Source organism: Anaerolineae bacterium, assembly GCA_016931895.1.
GTDB lineage: Bacteria > Chloroflexota > Anaerolineae > 4572-78 > J111 > JAFGNV01.
In genome coordinates this window covers 1-20228 of record JAFGDY010000290.1, presented here as the reverse complement: position 1 = coordinate 20228, position 20228 = coordinate 1, and the positions used below count along the sequence as shown (strand labels likewise).

15 protein-coding genes are annotated in these 20228 nt (G+C 52.7%); 7 read left to right on the top strand and 8 right to left on the bottom strand.

Going from position 1 to position 20228, the window contains the following annotated elements; translation table 11 throughout:
* Positions 1–101 precede the first annotated feature (101 nt).
* Both JW953_22230 and JW953_22225 read left to right on the top strand, forming a co-directional pair.
* Positions 102–1784 (top strand): DUF1565 domain-containing protein, encoded by a 1683-nt coding sequence (locus JW953_22230; protein MBN1995423.1) that lies wholly within the window; start codon positions 102–104, stop codon positions 1782–1784.
* The gene (locus JW953_22225; protein MBN1995422.1) at positions 1718–2545 is read left to right on the top strand and encodes a carboxypeptidase regulatory-like domain-containing protein; all 828 of its coding nucleotides are present in this window, start codon (positions 1718–1720) and stop codon (positions 2543–2545) included. Before JW953_22230 ends, JW953_22225 begins: the two co-directional genes overlap by 67 nt.
* A gap of 298 nt (positions 2546–2843) precedes the next feature.
* On the opposite strand, the gene lysS is transcribed toward JW953_22225, so the two are convergent.
* From lysS to JW953_22200, 5 genes are all read right to left on the bottom strand, one after another.
* Positions 2844–4355: a lysine--tRNA ligase gene (gene lysS, locus JW953_22220; GenBank protein ID MBN1995421.1), complete on the bottom strand. Its 1512-nt coding sequence runs from the start codon at positions 4353–4355 to the stop codon at positions 2844–2846.
* Between the two features lie 83 nt (positions 4356–4438).
* Positions 4439–4906, bottom strand: a complete 468-nt coding sequence (gene greA, locus JW953_22215; protein ID MBN1995420.1) for a transcription elongation factor GreA — start codon at positions 4904–4906, stop codon at positions 4439–4441.
* Between the two features lie 329 nt (positions 4907–5235).
* Positions 5236–6054, bottom strand: coding sequence for a PIG-L family deacetylase (locus JW953_22210; GenBank protein ID MBN1995419.1), 819 nt, complete (start codon positions 6052–6054; stop codon positions 5236–5238).
* 140 nt (positions 6055–6194) lie between these two features.
* Complete coding sequence (locus JW953_22205; protein ID MBN1995418.1) at positions 6195–7127, bottom strand: hypothetical protein; 933 nt, start codon at positions 7125–7127, stop codon at positions 6195–6197.
* Positions 7128–7216: 89 nt separating this feature from the next.
* Complete coding sequence (locus tag JW953_22200) at positions 7217–7954, bottom strand: PspA/IM30 family protein (protein MBN1995417.1); 738 nt, start codon at positions 7952–7954, stop codon at positions 7217–7219.
* Positions 7955–8432: 478 nt separating this feature from the next.
* Between JW953_22200 and JW953_22195 the strand changes: the two genes are divergently transcribed.
* Positions 8433–8897 carry a RusA family crossover junction endodeoxyribonuclease gene (locus JW953_22195; protein MBN1995416.1) on the top strand — a complete coding sequence of 155 codons (465 nt, stop codon included), beginning with the start codon at positions 8433–8435 and terminating at the stop codon, positions 8895–8897.
* Positions 8898–8903: 6 nt separating this feature from the next.
* Entirely contained in the window at positions 8904–10754 is a 1851-nt protein-coding gene (locus tag JW953_22190; GenBank protein ID MBN1995415.1) for a hypothetical protein, read from the top strand.
* 2 nt (positions 10755–10756) lie between these two features.
* Here JW953_22190 and JW953_22185 read toward each other — a convergent pair whose 3' ends face one another.
* The gene (locus JW953_22185) at positions 10757–13225 is read right to left on the bottom strand and encodes a hypothetical protein (protein MBN1995414.1); all 2469 of its coding nucleotides are present in this window, start codon (positions 13223–13225) and stop codon (positions 10757–10759) included.
* A gap of 338 nt (positions 13226–13563) precedes the next feature.
* Here JW953_22185 and JW953_22180 point away from each other — a divergent pair, with 338 nt between their 5' ends.
* Complete coding sequence (locus tag JW953_22180; GenBank protein ID MBN1995413.1) at positions 13564–14094, top strand: GNAT family N-acetyltransferase; 531 nt, start codon at positions 13564–13566, stop codon at positions 14092–14094.
* Positions 14095–14096: 2 nt separating this feature from the next.
* Complete coding sequence (locus JW953_22175; GenBank protein MBN1995412.1) at positions 14097–16031, top strand: hypothetical protein; 1935 nt, start codon at positions 14097–14099, stop codon at positions 16029–16031.
* 13 nt (positions 16032–16044) lie between these two features.
* Here JW953_22175 and JW953_22170 read toward each other — a convergent pair whose 3' ends face one another.
* On the bottom strand, positions 16045–16899 hold the full coding sequence (locus JW953_22170) for a stage 0 sporulation family protein (protein ID MBN1995411.1): 855 nt from the start codon (positions 16897–16899) through the stop codon (positions 16045–16047).
* A 54-nt stretch (positions 16900–16953) separates the two neighbouring features.
* Positions 16954–17970 (bottom strand): DNA polymerase III subunit delta', encoded by a 1017-nt coding sequence (gene holB, locus JW953_22165; protein ID MBN1995410.1) that lies wholly within the window; start codon positions 17968–17970, stop codon positions 16954–16956.
* A gap of 357 nt (positions 17971–18327) precedes the next feature.
* Here holB and JW953_22160 point away from each other — a divergent pair, with 357 nt between their 5' ends.
* Positions 18328–20076 carry a hypothetical protein gene (locus JW953_22160; protein MBN1995409.1) on the top strand — a complete coding sequence of 583 codons (1749 nt, stop codon included), beginning with the start codon at positions 18328–18330 and terminating at the stop codon, positions 20074–20076.
* Positions 20077–20228: the final 152 nt, after the last annotated feature.

Genomic DNA, 20228 nt, shown 5'->3' with positions numbered 1-20228 from the left:
CAATAAAATGAAGGTTTCATCCAAAATTTTTCGGTGAAAGGTGCAATAAAATTTCACTTTTTAGAAAAAATTTAAGCGAACGCCCAGTATTTACTTTGCTGATGATTATCACCTTATTAACTCTGCTGGGGTTGAGCGGCATGCAGCCCCTCATCACAGTCCAAGCCCAAAATGCTCCGATGCGCTTTAATATCTGGCACATTGCCACAACCGGCTCAGATGTAACCGGGGATGGGTCCGAGAATAATCCTTTTGCGACCATTCAACACGGGATTGACATAGCCAGCGATAGCGATACGGTGTTGGTGCATCCCGGCACATACATGGAAAACATCAACTTCAATGGCAAAAACATTACTGTGACCTCGTTGTTTCACCCCACCGGCAATGAGGCGTATATTTCTCAGACTGTGATTGACGGTAATCGGGATGGTCGTGTCGTGACCTTTGAGAACGGAGAAGATTCCACGGCAATATTAGGTGGCTTCACAATTACAAATGGATATGTTCAAGGGTCTGAACACGGTGGAGGGATTATTTGTCTGAGTTCGAGTCCAAGTCTAACGAATCTAAGGATCATTGGGAATGAAGCAGGTGGCGAAGGAGGAGGTATCTATCTGGCATGGTCGTCGTCAAACCTGCGTAACCTGACCCTTATGAACAACGTAGCCAACGGCGGCGGTGGGATCAGGTGGTCTGGAGGCAGTCCAAACATTGAAAATGTGATTGCATCCGGTAATTCGGCTCATATCGCCGGTGGCGGAATGCAGTTTTGGCAGGCGGATGCCGAGCTGAAAAACGTATTGCTCATAGATAATTTTGCGGGTAGTAAAGGTGGCGGAATGCATCTTGACAACAGCAACCCAAACTTGATGAACGTCACCATTGCTGACAACTCAACATCCGGCTGTGGCGGGGGACTCAACGTGTCATTTGCCAGTCACCCTCATCTGACAAACTCCATTGTCTGGCATAACTCGCCAGAACAGATCTGTTACGATTTGGACTGGGCTGGCATGGACGTCACGATCGAATACTCGGATGTCAAAGCATCTGAAATTATCACCAATAACAAGGGGTCAGTATATTGGGGAGTTGGGAACATAGATACCGACCCTTTATTCGTAGGCAGTGGCGATTACCATCTCAGTTCCAACAGTCCTTGCATTGGCGCAGGCACACCTGATAATGCGCCGAATACCGATATCGAAGGCAATCCACGTCCCAACCCGGCTGGTTCCAATCCAGATATGGGGGCGTATGAGAATCCGCTGGGTATGAATTTGATTGCACCTATGTTGGCCGTAATCCCACCGGCTGCAACGTTCGTAGATGACCTGGTTTACATTCCCGTTAGGCTCAACAATGTGCATAGCACTCATGACCTGCGCGGCGTGCAATTCAGTCTCAAAGTGACCGATACCCAAGTATTATCTCCGGCCACCAGTGTCTCGCCTATCTTGGGGGATCTGTTCCCAGGGAGTAGTATGACTTCTATCATCCCCACTGGTGAAGGTTGGGGCTTTCTCCTGACCGACCTCGTTTCAACCCCAGCCGTGAGCGGGACAGGCGTGGTCGTTACCTTGCCTTTTGTGGCTCGAAATGAAGGATGTACCACCCTCTTCTTTGCCGATCACCAACTCTCAAATGGCAGCGCCCAACTCATTCCACACTCCACGAATGGGGCCTATCTTTGTGTCATTGGCCGCGAGGCAATGTGCAGGGAAACATCTATCTTGATTGGCGCCATAGCGGGCACTTCACTAACACCCAGATTGTGCTGAGAGGATATCACGAAACCTACACCACCACCACTGATTCAACAGGTTACTTTGCCCTCGACAACATCTACGCGGATACCTATTCCTTACAAGCCAGCCACTCGCTCTTTGTGCAAGCCAATCGAACCATTACCGTCGCCGCTTCACTCACCACAACCATCCCCCAAATTGGCTTATGGGCCGGTGATATTAATCAGGATCAGGATGTAGACCTGTACGACTGGTATCTCATGGCCGCGGCAATTTATCCGGTGGACGATCCCGACTTTGACCTTAACGATGATGGGTTGACAAATATTCAGGACCTGGTGATCCTGGCCGGCAATCAAGACCAACCCAATATGACCACCACCAATCCCCCCATGCGCAGCGGTAAATTAACCTCTCAGGATTTCAGTCGTCTGGCGGCAACTCATAGTACGGCCAGTCTCAAACTCGTTCCCGCAAATGACGATGAAGTTCTCCTCCACCTCGAGGCGGTTGATGAGCCAGTCTATGCTGTGGGGGCACGGTTAGCCCTCCCGGCAGGGGCGGCCGTAACTGAAGTAGAGGGAAATATAGTTTTGTCCGGTGGCTTTTTGAACTGGCATCAGGAGGGGCAAAAACTCTACATAGTTGTCGCGCCTGCTGAAGGGCAAGCCATTACGCGCGACACAGATGTAGCCATCATTCACGGCACGACGCTTGCTGAGATATTGATTGAAGCAGAAAACAATATTGCCGGCCAAGAAAACATTGTTTTTCTGCCCTTAATCTTAAAGTGAACCTTAAATCGTAAAGATATTCTGAGTTGGAAATCAAATAGGTTTACTGGGGTTGAGGCTTTATATTGCGTCCTTTGCAAAACTGAGCCAATACACAATTATTGCCAGAGCAACGTTTTTATCAACGAGTAATAAGTGCGTTGGTAGTGACAAACAGGGACAATTAGGCGAAAGCTTTATCTGAACTAACCAATAGTTTGTTATCAAAACAGAGGAGAGTTTTTTGAATATAGAGGACCAAACTCATCATAATGAGATTGGCCCTCATGTCTTTGAAGAAAGAAATCCCAATGCAATCTCATTCCCGCGCCCGCATGTGCGGGAACAAAATCACCTCGCGGATGGATTGTTGATCGGTGAGCAGCATGACCACCCGGTCCACGCCAATGCCCAGGCCGCCGGTGGGAGGCATGCCCTGCATCAGGGCGATCACGTAGTCGTCATCCACCAGGTGGGCTTCCTCGTCGCCGCCAAGCTGCTGCTCCAAAAAGCGCTGGCGCTGGGTGAGGGGGTCGTTTAGCTCGGAGTAGGCGTTGCCAAGTTCCATCCCGGCCACAAAGGCTTCAAAACGCTCTACTACCCGGGGGTCGTCCGGATTCTGTTTGGCCAGGGGGGAGATGTCAAACGGGTAAGTGTGAATAAAAACAGGGTTGACAATGGTCGGCTCAACGTACTCGCCTAATAGTTCTTCCACCAGCTTGCCCCAGGTGGGCTGCGGCGATACTTCCAGCCCCCGCGATTGGCATACTTTCCACAAAGCTTGAAGGTCGCCATAGGTGTCAAAAATATCAATGCCCGTCTGGTCTTTAATGCTTTCCGCCAGGTTCAGGCGCGGCCAGGGGGGGGTCAGGTCAACCTGCCGGCCGTTGAACATCACCTGCATGCCGCCCAAAACTTCTTGAGCCACAAAGGCTATCATATTTTCGGTCAGGCGCATCATGTCCTGGTAGTCGGCGTAGGCCCAGTAGCACTCCAGCATGGTAAATTCCGGGTTGTGTTTGGTGCTGATACCCTCGTTGCGAAAATCTTTGCAGATCTCGTAAACTTTATCAAAACCGCCCACAATCAACCGTTTGAGATAAAGCTCGTCGGAAATGCGCAGGTAAAGCTCCATATCCAGGGCGTTGTGATACGTGGTGAAGGGCCGGGCTATGGCCCCCCCGTAGAGGGGTTGTAGCGCGGGCGTTTCAACTTCCAAAAAACCCTCCCCATCCATAAATTTACGCATGGCGGTAACAATTTTGGTGCGTTTGATAAAGATGTCTCGCACTTCCGGGTTGGCAATCAAATCAAGATAACGCTGACGGTAACGAATTTCAACATCCTTCAGGCCGTGCCATTTTTCCGGCAGGGGGTGCAAGGTTTTGGCGGCCAGTTGGTAAGCGGTTACGTGGGCGGTGACTTCGCCGGTACGGGTGCGGAAGAGATACCCCTGCGCGGCCACAAAGTCGCCCAGGTCAAAATCTTTAACAAACTGCTGGTAAGCCTCTTCCCCCAGGTCGTCTTTTCTAAAATACAATTGCAGGCGGCCGCTGCCGTCTTGAATATGGGCAAACGTACTCTTACCCATATTGCGCACGGCCACCAGCCGGCCGGCCACGGCTACAGTAATTTGGGGTTTTTCTTCGCTATTGGCGGGTAAGGCGACCTCGGCGGCTTCATACAGCTGCACTGCCTCGGCGGCAGTGTGCCGGCGGGTAACCCGGGGCGGGTAGGGTAATTGTCCCCGCCCGGTAAAGTTGGTTAACTTGTTCAGGCGTTGTTCAATTTGCTCGCCAAAGTTGGTAAAGTAGCTCAAGTCTTGTTCCATAAGCGATCTGCTCCAAAAACAAATTAAAAGCGGGGTCTTTACAGACCCCGCGTATTATGCACGTTGATGGCATTTGGCGCAAGCTATTCGATCTTAATTACCTTGAACATAATTGCGCCGCCGGGAGTCTCCGCCATAACAGTATCGCCAACCTTGGCGCCCAACAGGGCTTTGCCAATAGGAGACTCGTTGGAGATCCGGCCGTTCACCGGGTCGGCTTCAGCCGACCCAACGATGTAGTAGGTTTCCTCTCCCATTCCATCTTCGGCCACGGTCACGGTGCTGCCTACGTCTATGTGGTCAGATTTGCCATTGCCGTCAATGATTTGGGCATTACGCAGTTGGGCTTCGATAGTTTGGATCCGGCCTTCGACAAAACCTTGCGTTAATTTGGCTTCATCGTAGGCGGAATTTTCCGTGATGTCGCCCTCCTCCTTGGCCGCTTGAATTTCAGCAGCCACTTCTTTGCGACGAACATTGACCAGGTATTCTAGTTCCTCTTCTAATTTTTCTTTACCCTCTAAAGTCAGGTAAACTGGTTTGTCAGTCATTTGTGCTGTTCCTCATTTCTAATTCCCCGGCTAAAATCACAACCGGGGAAAATTGCTAAAAAAAAACAGAGACCTTGCCCGGGCCTCAGTTGTTTGATATCAACCTCTTATAATTCGCCCGTTATTATACCCCATCTTCACAGTTTTGTAAAGACCTGGGGCCATTTATTAACATTAGACAATTCTTGGAACAGGGAGCCGTTACCTTTAACAAAGGCTGGTCAAACCCGCCTTAACCTCCTTCCTGTACGCCCTATTATACTCGGCGGGTAAATAAAACCTTCAGCACCCAGTACCGCATTGCCAGGGACGCCATAAATCCTGAGCCTTTATCTTAAGCCGGCAAACAGGTCATCCTCTTTGCGCTCGGGGGGAAGGTTCGACCGGATGTCGGGCCGGCAGTGGGCCAGGATAAATGTTTCTTGCCAAAACAAGGGGTTGGCGGTCACGTCAAAATCTTGCTGATAAGGATTTTCCGGGGCCAGTTGGCTGGCATGGCAGCGAATGCCCTTCAGTTTGGTTCCGGCATAATCGCGGGCGTCAATCACCGTGGTAATCTGCGCCATGGGATAGCCCACAAAGGGGAACGGCACGCCGTCCATCGGCACATAGTTACGGCCCATTATTTTTTCCATCTGGGCCACCTGGTCTGCGGGAAGAGCGCGATGATAAAATTTGGCGACGGCGTGCCGGGAACCGGCTTCCGGCCAGCAGTCGGCCTGGCCCGCCAATTGCACCGCGGCGGTGGCCCAACGATGCACGGCCAGATGGTCGTAATGGCCGTAAACGCCGTCTGGGCCAAACGAAATGACCACCTGGGGCTTGAGTTGGCGCAGCAGTTTGACAATTTTGTAAACAGCCGCTCCCTGGGGCACAACGGTGGTTTGCCCATCAATGTAGCCCAGCAGGTGCAGCTCTTTGACGCCGTAATGTTTGCAGGCGCAGCGAAGTTCAAACTCGCGTACCACGCTCAAGGGTTGGGTAAAGGTAAAATCAGGATTAGCCACCTCACCCGCTTCGCCCAACGTAGCCGTGATCAGGTGAACATCCACACCTTCGTGGGCGTATTTGCTTAAAGTGCCGCCGACGCCAAAGGCTTCGTCGTCGGGATGAGCAAAAATAGCCGCCAGGGTTAGTTTGTCAGGCATAAAGCTATCCTATTTCTTGATAGAACATTTGTTCAAAATTATAACACCGGGCAAAAAATAAGTCAAAAATAAAAACAATGGCATTGCTGCTGAGCAATGCCAGGGTATACCTGTCTTTGCGGTTTTCAGCTTTTAATTCTTCAGGCCGAACCTTCGTACACCTCATCCATTGCTTCGGCCAGGTCCTCAAGCTGGTAGACTTGTTCTGAAATTTCTTCTTGCAGGCGATTGATTCTGCCGCCTGCCTCGTCTTTGGTGTCAACCAACAGCAATTGCGAGTAAATGGTGCCCAACGCCGAGATGGTGCTATCCAATTGGTAGGTGGCTTTGTCCATATTGCCCTGCAAACTTTCCAGGGTTTGGAGCTGGCGTTTCCGGTCGGCAATGGTGCGTTCCAACTGGCGGCGCACGTCTGGATTTTTTTCTTTGACCAATTTCTGCTCGTACCGGCCAATGGTTTCGGGGACACTTTGTAAGTCCTGCTCAATCACTTTGTTCAGGCGAAATTTATCAACCCGTTCGGCCAGGTTATACACGGCCTGAAGCCAGTGGGTCACTTCCTTGGTGGTTTGCAGCAAGCGGTCTTGCAGCACGCCCTGGGCCACTTCATTCTTCACCGTATCGTCAATGAGCGACCAATATTCAAGCGCCTGATCTACTTTTACCCGCAGGTTTTTATCTCTGATGGTCTTTGGGTCAAAACTCACCCGCGATTCAAAAATCTCGGCCACAGCCTGGGCGTGGGCTTTTTCATCTCTGACGGCGGTATAGAGGAAGATCGCTTCTGCCACCACTAACAGCAGCAGGCCGGCCAGGCCGCCCACCGCCAGCCAACCTAAGCCGACCAGGCCCAACAACGGAAAAAGGAACAGGCCCAAACAGCCGGCCAGCAGAATAATGGCGGCAATTAAAACCGCATTGGAAGTGCGGAAAAAAGCGTAGCTCCAAACAGCTTTTTTGATAGCCGGTTCGTTGAGCCAATTCTGCCGCTGTTTTTTATAATTCTCTATAATGTTTTTGAGAATGGCGTCTCTGGCTCGTTTTTCTAAATCTTTTCTCATTTCTGAAGGCATCAGTTATTTTCCTTCAGGCAGGCCGGACAATAGGCCTGCGTAGGTAAAATTTGGGGAGACGTTTGGCCGGTAATTTTTATTGCAACTTTTTAGGTCTCACTGGTGCTGGTTGTCGCCGCTTCTTCTTCGGCGGCCTCTTCTTCCATTTCCGCCAATTGCAAACGGCGGCGGCGTTCGGCCAATTGGCCTTCCAGCCTGTCCTTTTGCAGCACGTCATCCATGCGACTGCTCAGGCGGTCGGCTCGCATTTCCACTTCGGCGTCGGCCCGGTCCAGGCGGGCGCGGATTTTGTCGGCCACGCGGGCGATGTCGGAATCGCCCACGCCTTCCAGGGCATCCAACGATTTCATGCTCTTGGCCGCGATTTCCTTGGTTTTGGCCAATTCCAGCAAGCCCAATACGTGCTCGCGCTCCTGTTTGATGGTGCGCAGCCGGGCTTCCAGCTTGAGCCGGGCGTCGGCCAGCTTGTCGGCCTCAACCTTTTGCCGCTGATACTGCTGGCGATACTCTTCGGCCAGGTCGGCTTTAGAGTTGTATTGGCTCTGCGCGGCCACGGCCAGGTCGTCTTTGCCTAACTTGAGCAAGCGGTCAATATCGGCGTCCAGGGCCTCGGCTTCGGCCTGAAAAGCTTCGTATTTGCGTTTCAGGGTTTTAACTTGGCCCTTCACTGTGACCAGGGCGTCTTCCAGGTCATCCAGATTGTTTTCGGCCTGGCGAATATATTCATCCAACACGGCCACTGAATTGGCGTCGAGCGCGCTATCTACCATTGCGTGTAAATTTGCCGAGATCAGGGTTTGCACTTTTTGGAATAATGACTGTGCCATAAAGGGGGGGCCTCCTTAAATATAATCTTTGTGGATTGTTTGATTGTATCACATCCCTGGCGGTTACGCCAGCTTGATCACGTTTATCATTATACACACGATTGCTTCAAATTTCCAAAATTAAAGGGGCGTGTTTTAGCTTGTGGGCCGATTTTTCCCAGAACCCGGCATGTTAGCAGGCAGTTGGTACTAACAAATAAGCGGGCTACAATATCTTAAGGATAATCAGCGTAGCTAATATTGATACGCAAATCAGGGAAAAAAGTTGTTGGGCGGCTGGTCTCGCCGCCGGCAAACTTGAAACATGATCCCCTGAAAAATTTGTTCTTTCTTAAATCCTTATCTTATCGTATAATATCACAGACTCGATTATAGAAGAGGGACCATATCAAAACTTTCGATCATTTTTTGTTCGCCGATGTTTGGAAGTTTTTGGAATAATCGTCACTGACTTTGACCCGTAAAAACCGGAGACACAATGAGCGACATTCAAAGGGTGCGTTTTACCCTGCCCCTGCCCCCCAGCGTGAACGACCAATACACCCAGGTGGGCAAGCGGCGGGTGCTTTCCAAAGCGCACGTGGCCTTTAAACGAAACGTGCGGCGGAAACTGCACCGCCTGCGCGTGGATGAGGTGATCACCGATAATTTTATAGAAATGCTCCAACAGGGCTGGGTGGGTTTATTCTTTGATTTTTACTTTGAGACTCCCCTCCGCCGCGATTTGGACGGCGGCCTGAAAATCACCCAGGACGCTATCCTGGAAGGCCTGGGCATCAACGACAACCGGGTGGTAGACATCCACCTGGTCAAACGCATGGCCCCTACCCGGCCCCGGGTGGAAGTAGAATTAGAAGCTATCCCCAGGTGGCAGTTTGACGACGAATACGTGTATTTAGGGCAGTCGGAGAACAATGAAGACGAAACACAATCTGCTCAATGAATTCCTATGAATAACATTGCTAAAATAAGCCTTATCTTACTTTTAACCTTAACCCTTTCTCTGCTTTCCTTCACTCCTCCCCCGCCAACCGGCCCTGTGCACAAACGGGCCAAAACTCAACCCCGCCCGGCCTTGAGCGGAACCACCCTGCTGCACGCCACCGAGCATTTTCTCATTCATTATACCCTCAACGGTGCAGACGCCATTTCTGCCACAGACGAGGACGGCAACGGCTTGCCCGATTACGTGGATGCCGTGGCCGAAGCATTGGCCTTTTCGTGGCAGCATGAAGTGGAACGTTTGGGCTGGCGTCCGCCCCTGCCGGACCGGGGGGAGGGGAGCGACCTTCGCTTTGACGTTTATTTGCAAAATCAAGACGACCTGTATGGTTATGTCGAAACCGCCGGCGGCCACGTTGGCGATAATCCCAACACCTTTGCCAGGGAAAACCACGCCGCCTATGGTTATCTCAGCCTTGATAATGACTATCATCTTGATGACCTGGGCGAGGAGCTATCGCCCCTGGACGCCATGCGCACCACCGTAGCCCACGAATTGCACCACGCTATCCAGGCCGCTTATGACGACAGCGACCCTTACGAATGGCTCTACGAAGCCAGCGCCGTATGGATAGAAGACGAAGTGTACCCCAATATTGGCGATGCCAAAAGCTATTTGCTTGATTTTATGGATGCCCCGGATTTATGCCCCTTGAGCGTGGGGCGCGATGAGTATGACGTGCGCTGGTACGGCGGCTGGATATTGCTGCGGTACATTTCTGAGCACTATGGCGGCCCGCCAACCATCCGGCAACTTTGGGAACACATGGCTACCCTGGACGGACTACAGGCCCTGCAGGCCACGCTGGCGGAACAAGGCACCACCCTGGCCGAGACGCTGGTTAATTTTTCTATTGCCAATTTAACCAAATCCAACTGTCCCACCAACACACCCTACTGTTACGCCCAGGGCAGCGATTATTTGCGGCCTTATGTGGAGGGCACGGTGCGAGTTGACCCCGGCGAAGTGGATACGTTCATTCCCAAAGATGGGGTCCAACAATTTGGGGCGGATTACGTGAGGCTCAAGAGCAAAATTCCCATTCTGGTTGACTTTCGTGGTTCGCCGGCCGGACAGTGGGCCGCGCAACTGGTGGGCCTGGCTGCCGATCAGTCCACGGTAATCCCCCTGGCCAACCCCGGCCCAACTGCCGTTGATCCAACCAAGTTCGATAGGCTTTATTTGGTAATTGTCAATATCACCCCGGTTGGGGCGGAGGAAGAATGTGGTTATTATAACTACACCCTGGCCCTGGCCGATGCAGCCATGGGGTCCCCGGTCAATGCGCCCCCGGTGCCTGATGATCCCGGCCCCTACCTTCCGCCAACTTACCAGGATGACTCGCTTTCCCCGTTGGGCGGGGGAACCATCATCCGGCCGGCAGACGCGCCTTTCACTCCCCTTTATCCCGGTTACTTGCCGGCCGGTTACACTTTTAGCCACGTTATCAGTTATACCGGCGCCGATTTGGGGGAATACGAGCCGGATTACGCCCCCGCCGGGGAGCCGGTTATTGCCCTGGAATACGCCGGAGCCGGCCCCGAAGCTTACGTTTCTATCACCCAGAGCCTTGCTCCTGATGAAAGCGTGGCCGATTGGGTGAAAGCGCAGGGGTATTTTGCCAACGATATCCGCCTGGTCAACAACAAGCCAGTTTATCTTATTGAGTACAGTGACGAAACCAACCTAAGCTCCGCCACTTTTATTCACCAAAACCGATTTATTGTGATTGACGGCACCTTTGACTTGATTGACATGCAGCAGGTGGTGGCCGGTTTTTTGGCCAATAACCCTTAACCCTAAAAACAGGGCCAGGTTTGGGTTGTTTTGCCAAAATTCTTGCTGACCATAATCAGGTCATAAATATCAACCACCCCATCCCGGTTCACGTCGGTGGGCAGGTTGAGGCCGGTTTGGCCAAAGCTGCTGCCCACGGTCACCAGGTCCAAAATATCCACATCCCCATCGTCATTAAAATCACCGGCCAGCAGGGTAACGCTGCCCAGGTCTGTTTCCGGGCTGGTTGCGGCCAGCCCGGTACAGACAGCCGGCAGGTAAATAGGCGCATCGGCCGTAACCGAGAGAGCGGCATTGGTTGGGGCATTGTCAATCTTAAAGCGTCCATTGGCCTCAACCGAAACCGTAATTTGTTCTCCATTCTTCACGGTTACGCTGGCGCCCTGGCTGTTGGCGCGTCCTTGCAATTTAACCTGGCCCAAAATAGATGCCTGCCCAGGCTCCGGGGTGGGGGTAGGGGTGGGCGGATGAGGATTATGATTATCGTTAAAAACAAAAACCGCGCCGCCGCCATCGTGCCATATTTCGTGATCCGGGAACAGGTTATCGTATTGAGCGTCATAATCGTGCCAGCAGCGATCGGTGACATAAACTTTGTTATTGTTGGGATTAACGGCAATATCAATGGGATTGCGCCACCAAAAATCGCCCGTCATGGGGGCGGTGCTGTTGCCCACGCGTAAACCGGGCGTTGGCTTGTTGGTCAGATACGGGTTCTGGGGGTCTGCCGCGCCAAGCACATAAGCGCTGCCACTCTCCTCCCGAACCTTGGGAATGAGGGCGCAGGCCAGCCGGTCGGGATAAGCCTTTTCGTAAAAGCCGCCGCCATAGGTGCCCAGCAGGTGGTTGGTGTTGGGGTTAAAAGTGAGGCCGGTTTCGGCAAAGTCGCCCAGTGCCACGTCCGCAGCCAGGCGACGCGCCGCCGCCGGGTTGCCATTTGGCACTTCCACCACCATCAGGTGGGTGGGATTGACCGGATTGTTGGTTGGTTGGGTGGGGTTATCCGGCGGCCATTCAGCGGGAGGTTGGGCGTTACGGAACTCTTTGGCGTAGGTTATATAAAGATAAGTGTTTGCGCCATCCGTCCGCACGGCAATGGCGTGGGGGCTGCCGGTTTGATCTTGGTAAACCAGAGGGATAGAGACAAGTTGATCGGGGTGTTGGGCGGTTTTTAACTGGAAGGGGTTGCCCGCCGGAGCCTTACGCAGGGTAGTGTAGGCAAACTCCTGGCCAAAAGCCACATCGTAAGGATCAGAAGCATTTGCTCCGTTAACGGTGAATTGCCCCACCACTGAGTCGCTGGTTGTATCAATCACCCGCACCCGGCCGTCGCCCGGGTCGACCACGTAAAGCAAATTGTGGCCGGGGTCAGCCGCCAATTGGGTGGGGTGAACAAAACCGTCAATTTTTTTGATCACCTGGTCGGTCTGGCTGTCTACCACCGTAACCACGCCATCGCGGTAAGCGGCCATGTAAACCTTATTGTTGGCCACGGCCACGCCGGCCGGTTCCCGGCCAACATCGGGGATGGTGGCTATAACCCGGTCGGCCTGGCTGTCAATCACGGCCATAAAGGCATAAGGCCGGGTGCCATCCAGTTCTTTGATATTTTGAAAGGCGGCGTAAACCTTATCATTGGCCGGGTTAACGGCAATGCCGCTGGGAATAAGGGGGAAAACGTTAGAAAAAGTAACCTCCACAGACTGGCCCCGCTCAACCTCAACCTGCCGGCTCATTGGCGCAGTGGGATAATATCCCCGGAAGGGGCCGGTGAGATGCTCGCTAACGTTATATGAGCCGCAAGAGAGATTTTGCCACCGGGCATAGCCGTCGGCGCCGGTTGTTTGGCAGGCCGGCTGGCCGTCAGGAGCGGGGTCAAGACACACTTCCACGCCCGGCAGAGGGCGGTCAATGTGCGGCTCGCGGCAGACGCCGTTGGCGTTTTTATCTTCACATTTGTAGGCGGCAATGTTCCCCAGGCAAGGTTCGGCGGGCGTAGGGCTGGGGGTAGGTGTGGGCGTGGGCGATGGGGTAGGGGTGGGGGTAGGGGTGGGTTCAATAACTAGAAAAGTAATGGCGGCTCGCGAGTCAAAAGGGTTTGATATTTGTTGGGTATAAAAAAGAATTTCGGCCAGATAAGGGCCAGGGATAGCCGCCGGCGGCACCGGCCAATTAAATTCCCCGTAAATGGGGCTGGCCTGGCCCGCTGCCGGGAAGGTGGTGAAAAAAACAACTTCCTCAACCGGGTCGTAGATAGAGAAGGAGTAGGTGACAGGCGTATTGGTGAAACTGATGGTCCAATCAATATGGATCACGTGCCCCGCCACCACTTCAACCGGTTCCCGGTTCATGGTAATTTCTGAGGGGTATTGCGCCCCCACAAAACTGATTGTGCCAATCAGCACCAGCAGCCCCAGGAAAATAGCCACCAGTGGTTTAAGGATACGTAGGTTTATATAATTGTTCGCCATATAATTTCCCCTCCGGGTTGTTGTTTTTAGATAACGCCTCAACAAAAAAGGCCGTCTCTAACCATACCGCAACGGACTGGTCAAAAGTCGGCCCTCTTAAACAGAGATTTCCTGAATAAGTAAATTTCCCAAGCATTTGCCTTTATTTGGGAAATTTTTTGCATTGAATTGTTAAAGGCCAATTGCTTTTAGCGCCCGGTTTGTCCGTTAAGGCACGCCTAGTATGTTACATTATAACACATATGGCCCCCCACTTAAATAGGATAGGATACCTAAATGCTTGCTTATTCCCCGCCCCAATGCTACAATCCGATAGAAAAGGGTCAGGAAACCGTTTGATGCAAATTTATCCGGCCGAATTGGCCGACGTTAATCTTTGCTGCCAGATGAATATGTCTTACACCACCGATTACGTGTGGCAAATGCGCACCAGGGGCGATGGCCGGACCATTGATATCCATTTTGACACAATCCGCCTGCCCCGGCCCATGCGCGTTGAATATCCCCGCTCTCCAGATGAACTCATTGCGCACTGGCAGCAAGAGGGGTGTTTTTTAACGGTTCGCAATTTAAAAGAAGAAACCGTGGGCTTTGTAGACGCCCAGGCCCAACCCTGGCAAAACGTGCTGTGGATTTTTAACCTGGTGATTGCGCCCCCTCATCGCCGGCAGGGTTTTGCCGCCATGCTGCTGGAAGCGGCCAATCGCTGGGCCATAGAGCAGAAGCTGCAACGGCTGATGTTGGAAGTGCAAACAAAAAATCATCCGGCTATCTCTTTTGCTCAAAAACACGGCTTTCAATTTTGCGGTTATAACGAGCGTTATTATCCCAGCGGCGATATTGCCCTCTTCTTCTCTCGTTCCACCTGATTATGGAAATATCGGTTTTTAAGGCTACGGATTTTTTTATCTGGTTAAATACAATTCTCTCCTCGGCCATTGTTATTTTGGCTTTTTCTCTTTTCTCCTACGTGATTATCTACAACTTGGGTAGCTCAATTGGCCGGAGTTTTGCGGCGCTGCTGGCCTGCGTGTGTTTTACCTATGTGGGCGACGTAGCTATTTTTTTGGTAGACGACGCGCAGAGTGTGCCCAACTGGCTCAAATTTCAATGGATTGGCATTGCCTTTACCCCGGCGGCTTATTTGCACTTCTCCGATGCCCTGCTGCGGATGACCAATGCGCCTTCTCGCCGCCGGCGTTTTGCGGTTTTTATTGCCTACTTCTTTGGGTTTTTGGTTTTGCTGCTGGCTATTCAAACAGAGTTTCTGGTGCGCAATCCTTTTTACGTTCCCGGCCTCACCCAATTCAGGGCTGGCCCCTTTTTCTGGGTATTCACTATCTACTTTTACACCACTCTCTTTTGGGGCGCCTACAAAATCTCGCAGGCGCGGTGGCGTTGTTTGACCCCCGGCGCCCGCCGCCGGATGACCTACTTGGCTATTTCTTTTGTTGCGCCGGCGCTGGGGGTTTACCCCTACATGTTGATTGCCAATACTACTTCCCTGATGCCTGTTTCTATCCTGTTGGTTGTCCTGTTTCTGGTTAACCTGGGCATTGCCATGATGATTATTGTAATGGCTTACAGCGTTATGTTCTTTGGCGCGTTTTCGCCCGACCGGGTGCTCAAGCACAACTTGTTTCATTTTTTATTGCGGGGCACCGTGTTGGCCACGTTGGTCATTCTTGTTTTTCTGGTGCTGCCCAAACAGCAACGCCTGTTAGGCATTCCCCGAGAAATGATTCTGGTAACCTCTATTGTGGCCGTGATTGTGCTGTGGCAGCTTTTTATCAACATGGTCAAACCGATTATTGACGGCTTCATTTTTTACCGGGACCGGGTAGAGGTTGCCTGGATCAGCGAGCTTGACCGCCGCCTGTTAACCACCACCGACTTGCAGCAAGCCCTGGAAAACATCCTCACCAACCTGTGTGAAATCCTCAGAGTCCGCACCGGCTTTATCTACAACCTGGCCGCCCGCCAGGGGCCGCGCCTGGAAACGCAAATTGGTTCGGCCAAAATTATTGAAACAGCCCTGGCCGATATTGATGTGCCCAAACTGATAGAACAAAAAAACGGCAGCAATGGCTACCGTTTTATTGTTCAAAATAATTTCTGGTTTGTTATTTTACAAAATCAAGCCCGCGACCATTACCTGGGCCTGTTGGGGCTGGAAGCGCGCGCGCAAAATTATGATTTAAACGCCGATGAGGAGAAAATAGCGAATCTATTAATAGAACAGGCCGAACTGGCCCTGGAAGACCGGCGCTTGCAGCAAGAAGTTTTTGTGGCCTTAAAGAACATTATCCCTGAAATTGAACGGGTGCAGCGTTTGCGCAGCACCGTGCGTTATACCGGCTCGCCCAGTTTGCCCCTGCTCGCCGAAAGCCCGGTTCACCAACAAGAATTTCCCCAAATGGTGCGCGATGCCCTGAACCACTATTGGGGCGGGCCAAAATTAACGCGCAGCCCCCTTCTGGAACTGCGCGTGGTGCAAGAGGCTTTGGCCGAAAACAACAGCAATCCGGTGCAGGCCCTGCGGGCAGTGCTGGCCCAGGCCATTGAGCAGCAGCGTCCTTCCGGCGAACGCCGCATGACGGCCGCCGAATGGTTGATGTATAATATCCTGGATTTGAAATTTGTGCAGGGGATGCGCGTCCGCGATATTGCCCAACGTTTGGCCATGAGCGAGGCCGATTTGTACCGCAAACAACGCCTGGCGATAGAGGAAGTAGCCCGCACCTTGAGCGAGATGGAAACACAAGGCGGGTCAAAAACCTTACCGTCATCCGCCCGGGGTAAATAGTAACAGCCGATAACTATCGCTGTTTGCGCCTGGTTTTTTGGGGGGCCGGCTTGCTGGCCACCGGCTCCACTTCGCTGGCAGCTACCTCGATATAAGTCTCCCCGTCTTCTGCTTCAACTTCCAACAGAAGCGTTTCTTTGAGCACATTCACCCCACGGACTTTGGCCAGCACGCCTTGTTGGGTTTTAACCCGGCTGTTGACGCGGGGCAGTTGCTGCGTTATTTCGGCATAAAAATCGTCTTCGTAAGCCAGGCAGCACAACAACCGGCCGCAGATGCCAGATATTTCTGAGGGGGCCAGGGGCAGGCTCTGCCTTTTGGCCATCCGAATGGAGACCGGGTGAAAATCTGTCAACCAACTGGAGCAGCACAATCTGCGCCCACAGCGGCCATGACCGTTTAAAATTTTGGTCTCGTCGCGCGCCCCAATTTGCTTCATTTCTATGCGCGTGCGCAAAGAACGGCCCAACTCTTTGGCCAGGTCTCTAAAATCCACGCGCTGCTCAGAAAAAAATGATAAAACCAGGCGGGAGCCGTCAAAATTGTAGTCGGCTTCCAGCACCTTGATGGGCAGTTTCATTTCTTTGGCCAGAGCTTTACATTTTTCCAAAGCTTCAGGCTCTTTGGCTCTATACTTTTCAGCCTCAACTAAATCTACCGGCGTTGCTTTGCGCACCACTTGTTTCAGGCTACCTTTTAGTTCATCTTTAGAAACGCGCTGCGGCGGCAAAATAATCAGGCCCATCTCTGTGCCGCGCGAGGTTTCCACAATCACCCGGTCATCAATGGCCAGGTCTGTATATTCACCGGGGTCAAAATAATATATTTTGGTAGTGGGTCTAAATCTAACTCCAACAACGTTTGGCATAGGTTTCCTTTCCGGCCAACCAAACCCCTAAAGGTCTTTAAGACCTTTGGATTTTCATCTAAACGGCATTTTTAGCAGAACGGTTTCCAGGTTTAGCCTGGGATTAACGTTATGGTCCAAATTTGCCAGCGCGGTACGCAGCTTAACCACCATCTCTTTGGTTTGGGCCGGGTTACTCTGGCCGGCCAGGTTTTGCAAGGTATCTTGCCAGTCCAGGTTGAGGATTCTGGTTTTGCTGCCGCTTTGGATTAATAGTAAATCACGCCAGATAGTTAGCCACGAGCGCAGCGTTTCTTGGAGCATGGCCGGGTCTTGGCTGAGATCATTGGCATAGGCTAACCGCTCTCCGCGACTCATTGACCCCAGGTTCAACAGGTCCTGCAAATACTGCTCTCGACGGGCCAATAGTTTTTCATCGGCCAGCGCCCGCACTGCCCAACCCAACCGGCCCGCCGCCAATTGGGCCAGCAACTCCGCCTGATCGGGTGAGGCCTGCCAGAAAGTTTGCAGCGCCGTGGCTACTTCCGGGGTGGGCAGGACGCGGAGGGCCAATATTTGGCAGCGCGACACAATGGTGGGCAATAAGGCGCCGGGGTCCGTGGCGGTGAGCATCAACACCACCTGCGGATTTGGCTCTTCTAATGTTTTGAGCAGGGCGTTGGCCGCGCTGGGCGTGGCCCGTTCAAAGTTACAGAACAACACCGCCCGGTATTGGCCTTCGTAGGGAGATAACGACAACTCCCGCTGGAGTTCCCTGATCTGGTCAATCTTGATGGTTTCTTCATCGCCATCCCAAATCCGCACGTCGGGATGGTTGCCGCTAACCACTTTGCGGCAAGATAAACACACCCCGCAAGGTTTGGCATTGGCCAGGCAATTGAGGTATTGGGCAAAAAAACGAGCCACCGTGCTTTTGCCTATGCTGCGGGGGCCGGTCAACAGCAGCGCCTGGGGCGTTCGGCCCGTGGTGACCTGCCGTTTTAACAAATCAACGGCCCACTGGTGCCCGACAATGTGGATTTGAGAATTGCTGCTCTTATGCTCAGTAGAAATGGGTATTGCCTCAGTCAATAGTTTTGCCCCATCATATTGAAACTGAACCGATCTCCTCAGAGATTTCTCCCGTTGGTCGAAATGACATGCTAATTACGCATAATGAACTATTGTAGTCTTTTTAGATAAATCTACAAGTCAGTCACCTGGCGGGGATCTGTCCCAATTTTTAGGCAAGAGGGTAGGGACAGAACAATGTCCTGTCCCTACCGTCAAAATTTGGGACGCACCCACCCGGCGGTCTGGCCGAGAATTTTAAGACAGATTCTCTCCGGCAGATTGTCAGCCGGATAAATTCACCATTTTTTGCCCTCGCCCCCAAGCTGGATTACAATGGGGTGGAAAGCCTTACCTAAATTTTGCAAAGAGAGTGCCATGAGCTTCACCGCCGCCAAAGACGCCCAAAAATCAATAACCGCTGAACCTCTCCTTCCTGCTCGCTCTTCTCTACCGGCCCTGGCCAAACTCATCCTCATCGGCTTGAGCATGCAATTTATTTACGTTGTTTACATTGTGGCTTTTCCCCTTATCTCCAACACGCAAAAGGGCGGCCCGGCGGCTGACCTGGAAATTTTAATGCACGACTACCGCTGGTTTGCCCCCATTTACCTGGTTGGTCTTTTGCTGCTCTACTATCTCTTCTGGCAAGCAATGCGGATAGTGTCAAGTATCAAGGGTCAAGGGTCAAGGGCGAGCCAGCCGGTGATAGAGACGACGCCATACCCCTCACGTTTCCCGGCTCAGGCCGAAGCCATGCTTAAGCTGCTCATCTTGGCCTTTGGCCTGCTTTTCGGCTTCACCCTGGTCTGGCTCTATCCGATCACGGCCAACGACCTGTTCCGTTACGTGCTGCGCGCGCGTCTCTGGGCCATTCATGGGGCCAGCCCCATGTTGGTTCCCCCTAACACCTTTCCCAACGACCCCTACTTGCCTTTTGCCGGGGAGTTTGGCCATTGGGTTTCCGGCTACGGGGCGCTGTGGGAAATTATGGCCCAGATTCCGCTCCGCTTATTCGACGCAACCGGCATGGTTTCCGGCAGCATCAGCCTTAAATTGGTGGTGTGGTTGTGTTACCTGGCCTGCGCCGTTTTGTTGGGCTGGTATGCCGCGCCCCAAAAAGGCAGTTCCCTCACGGCCCTCACCTTTTTTGCCTGGAATCCCCTCATTTTAATGCAGGGGCCGGGCAACGGCCACAACGATATGCTCTTTATGGCCTTTATGGTTTTGGGCCTTGTTTTCTGGCAGCGCAGAGTCTGGTGGGCCGCGGTGCTGGCCCTCACCCTGGCCGCGATTGCCAAGATTCCGGCGCTGTTGATGGTGCCCCTTTTTGCCGTGGTCCTCCTGCGCCACGAATCCACCTGGCAACAACGTCTGCTCAAAGGGGCCGGCGCGGCTCTCATCGGCCTGGTCACTGTTTATCTGATTTATGCTGTGATGGGGCCGCTGCCGCAAATTTTCCAGGATGTGTGGAATGCGCTGACCCGGTGGCTTGACTTTGTTCTATCTGCGTCGGAAACATTGACCGCCGCCTGGCTGTGGCTGACCACGCAGCTTGGTTTTATGCCTCTTTCTGCCGATACGCCGCCCGGGCTGGGGGCGATGCTGACCACCCGGCGCGGTTTTGCCGTTGCCTCCGGCCTGCGCATGGTGCTGCGCGAAGTGATTCCCTGGGACGTGGCCGAAACGCTGCCGCGCACCACGGCCCAATATATCTTTATTCTGTTTTATTTATGGCTGCTGGTGGAACTGTGGCGCAAAAAACTGGATTTGGTGACCGCCGGATTTTTGGCTTATTTCAGCCAATTGATTCTGGGCAGCACCTTCAGGATATGGTATCCCATGTGGTTGATCCCCCTGGCCGCGCTGCACCTGACCCCGGCCACCTTCTGGCGCGCCGTTCTCTTTAGCCTCACCGCCGAGTTATCCATCATCAACTACTTTGTGGTCTGGCGCTGGTGGCTGCGCGACCTGCCCTGGGACAAGCTCAACCTGGCAAATGTCTCGCCCTACTGGCCCGTGATGCACACCTTAACCGTGCCCTGGGTATTTGGTATTCCCCTGTTTGGGCCCATCATCATTGCACGTTGGCAGCGGCAGAAGCAGTCTCAGGAAACCCAAATTTGAGGAAAACAGCGCGGCCTGTTTACAGTATCTCCACAAAAGGTGCGGTAACCATACTGCACCTCAGGCTCAGTAGATCCAAATTTTGGGTAGAAAGTTGCGAAAATAGGCCAAAGGGGTAATCTCTAATACTTCAAAAAACAAGGTCAGGAGAT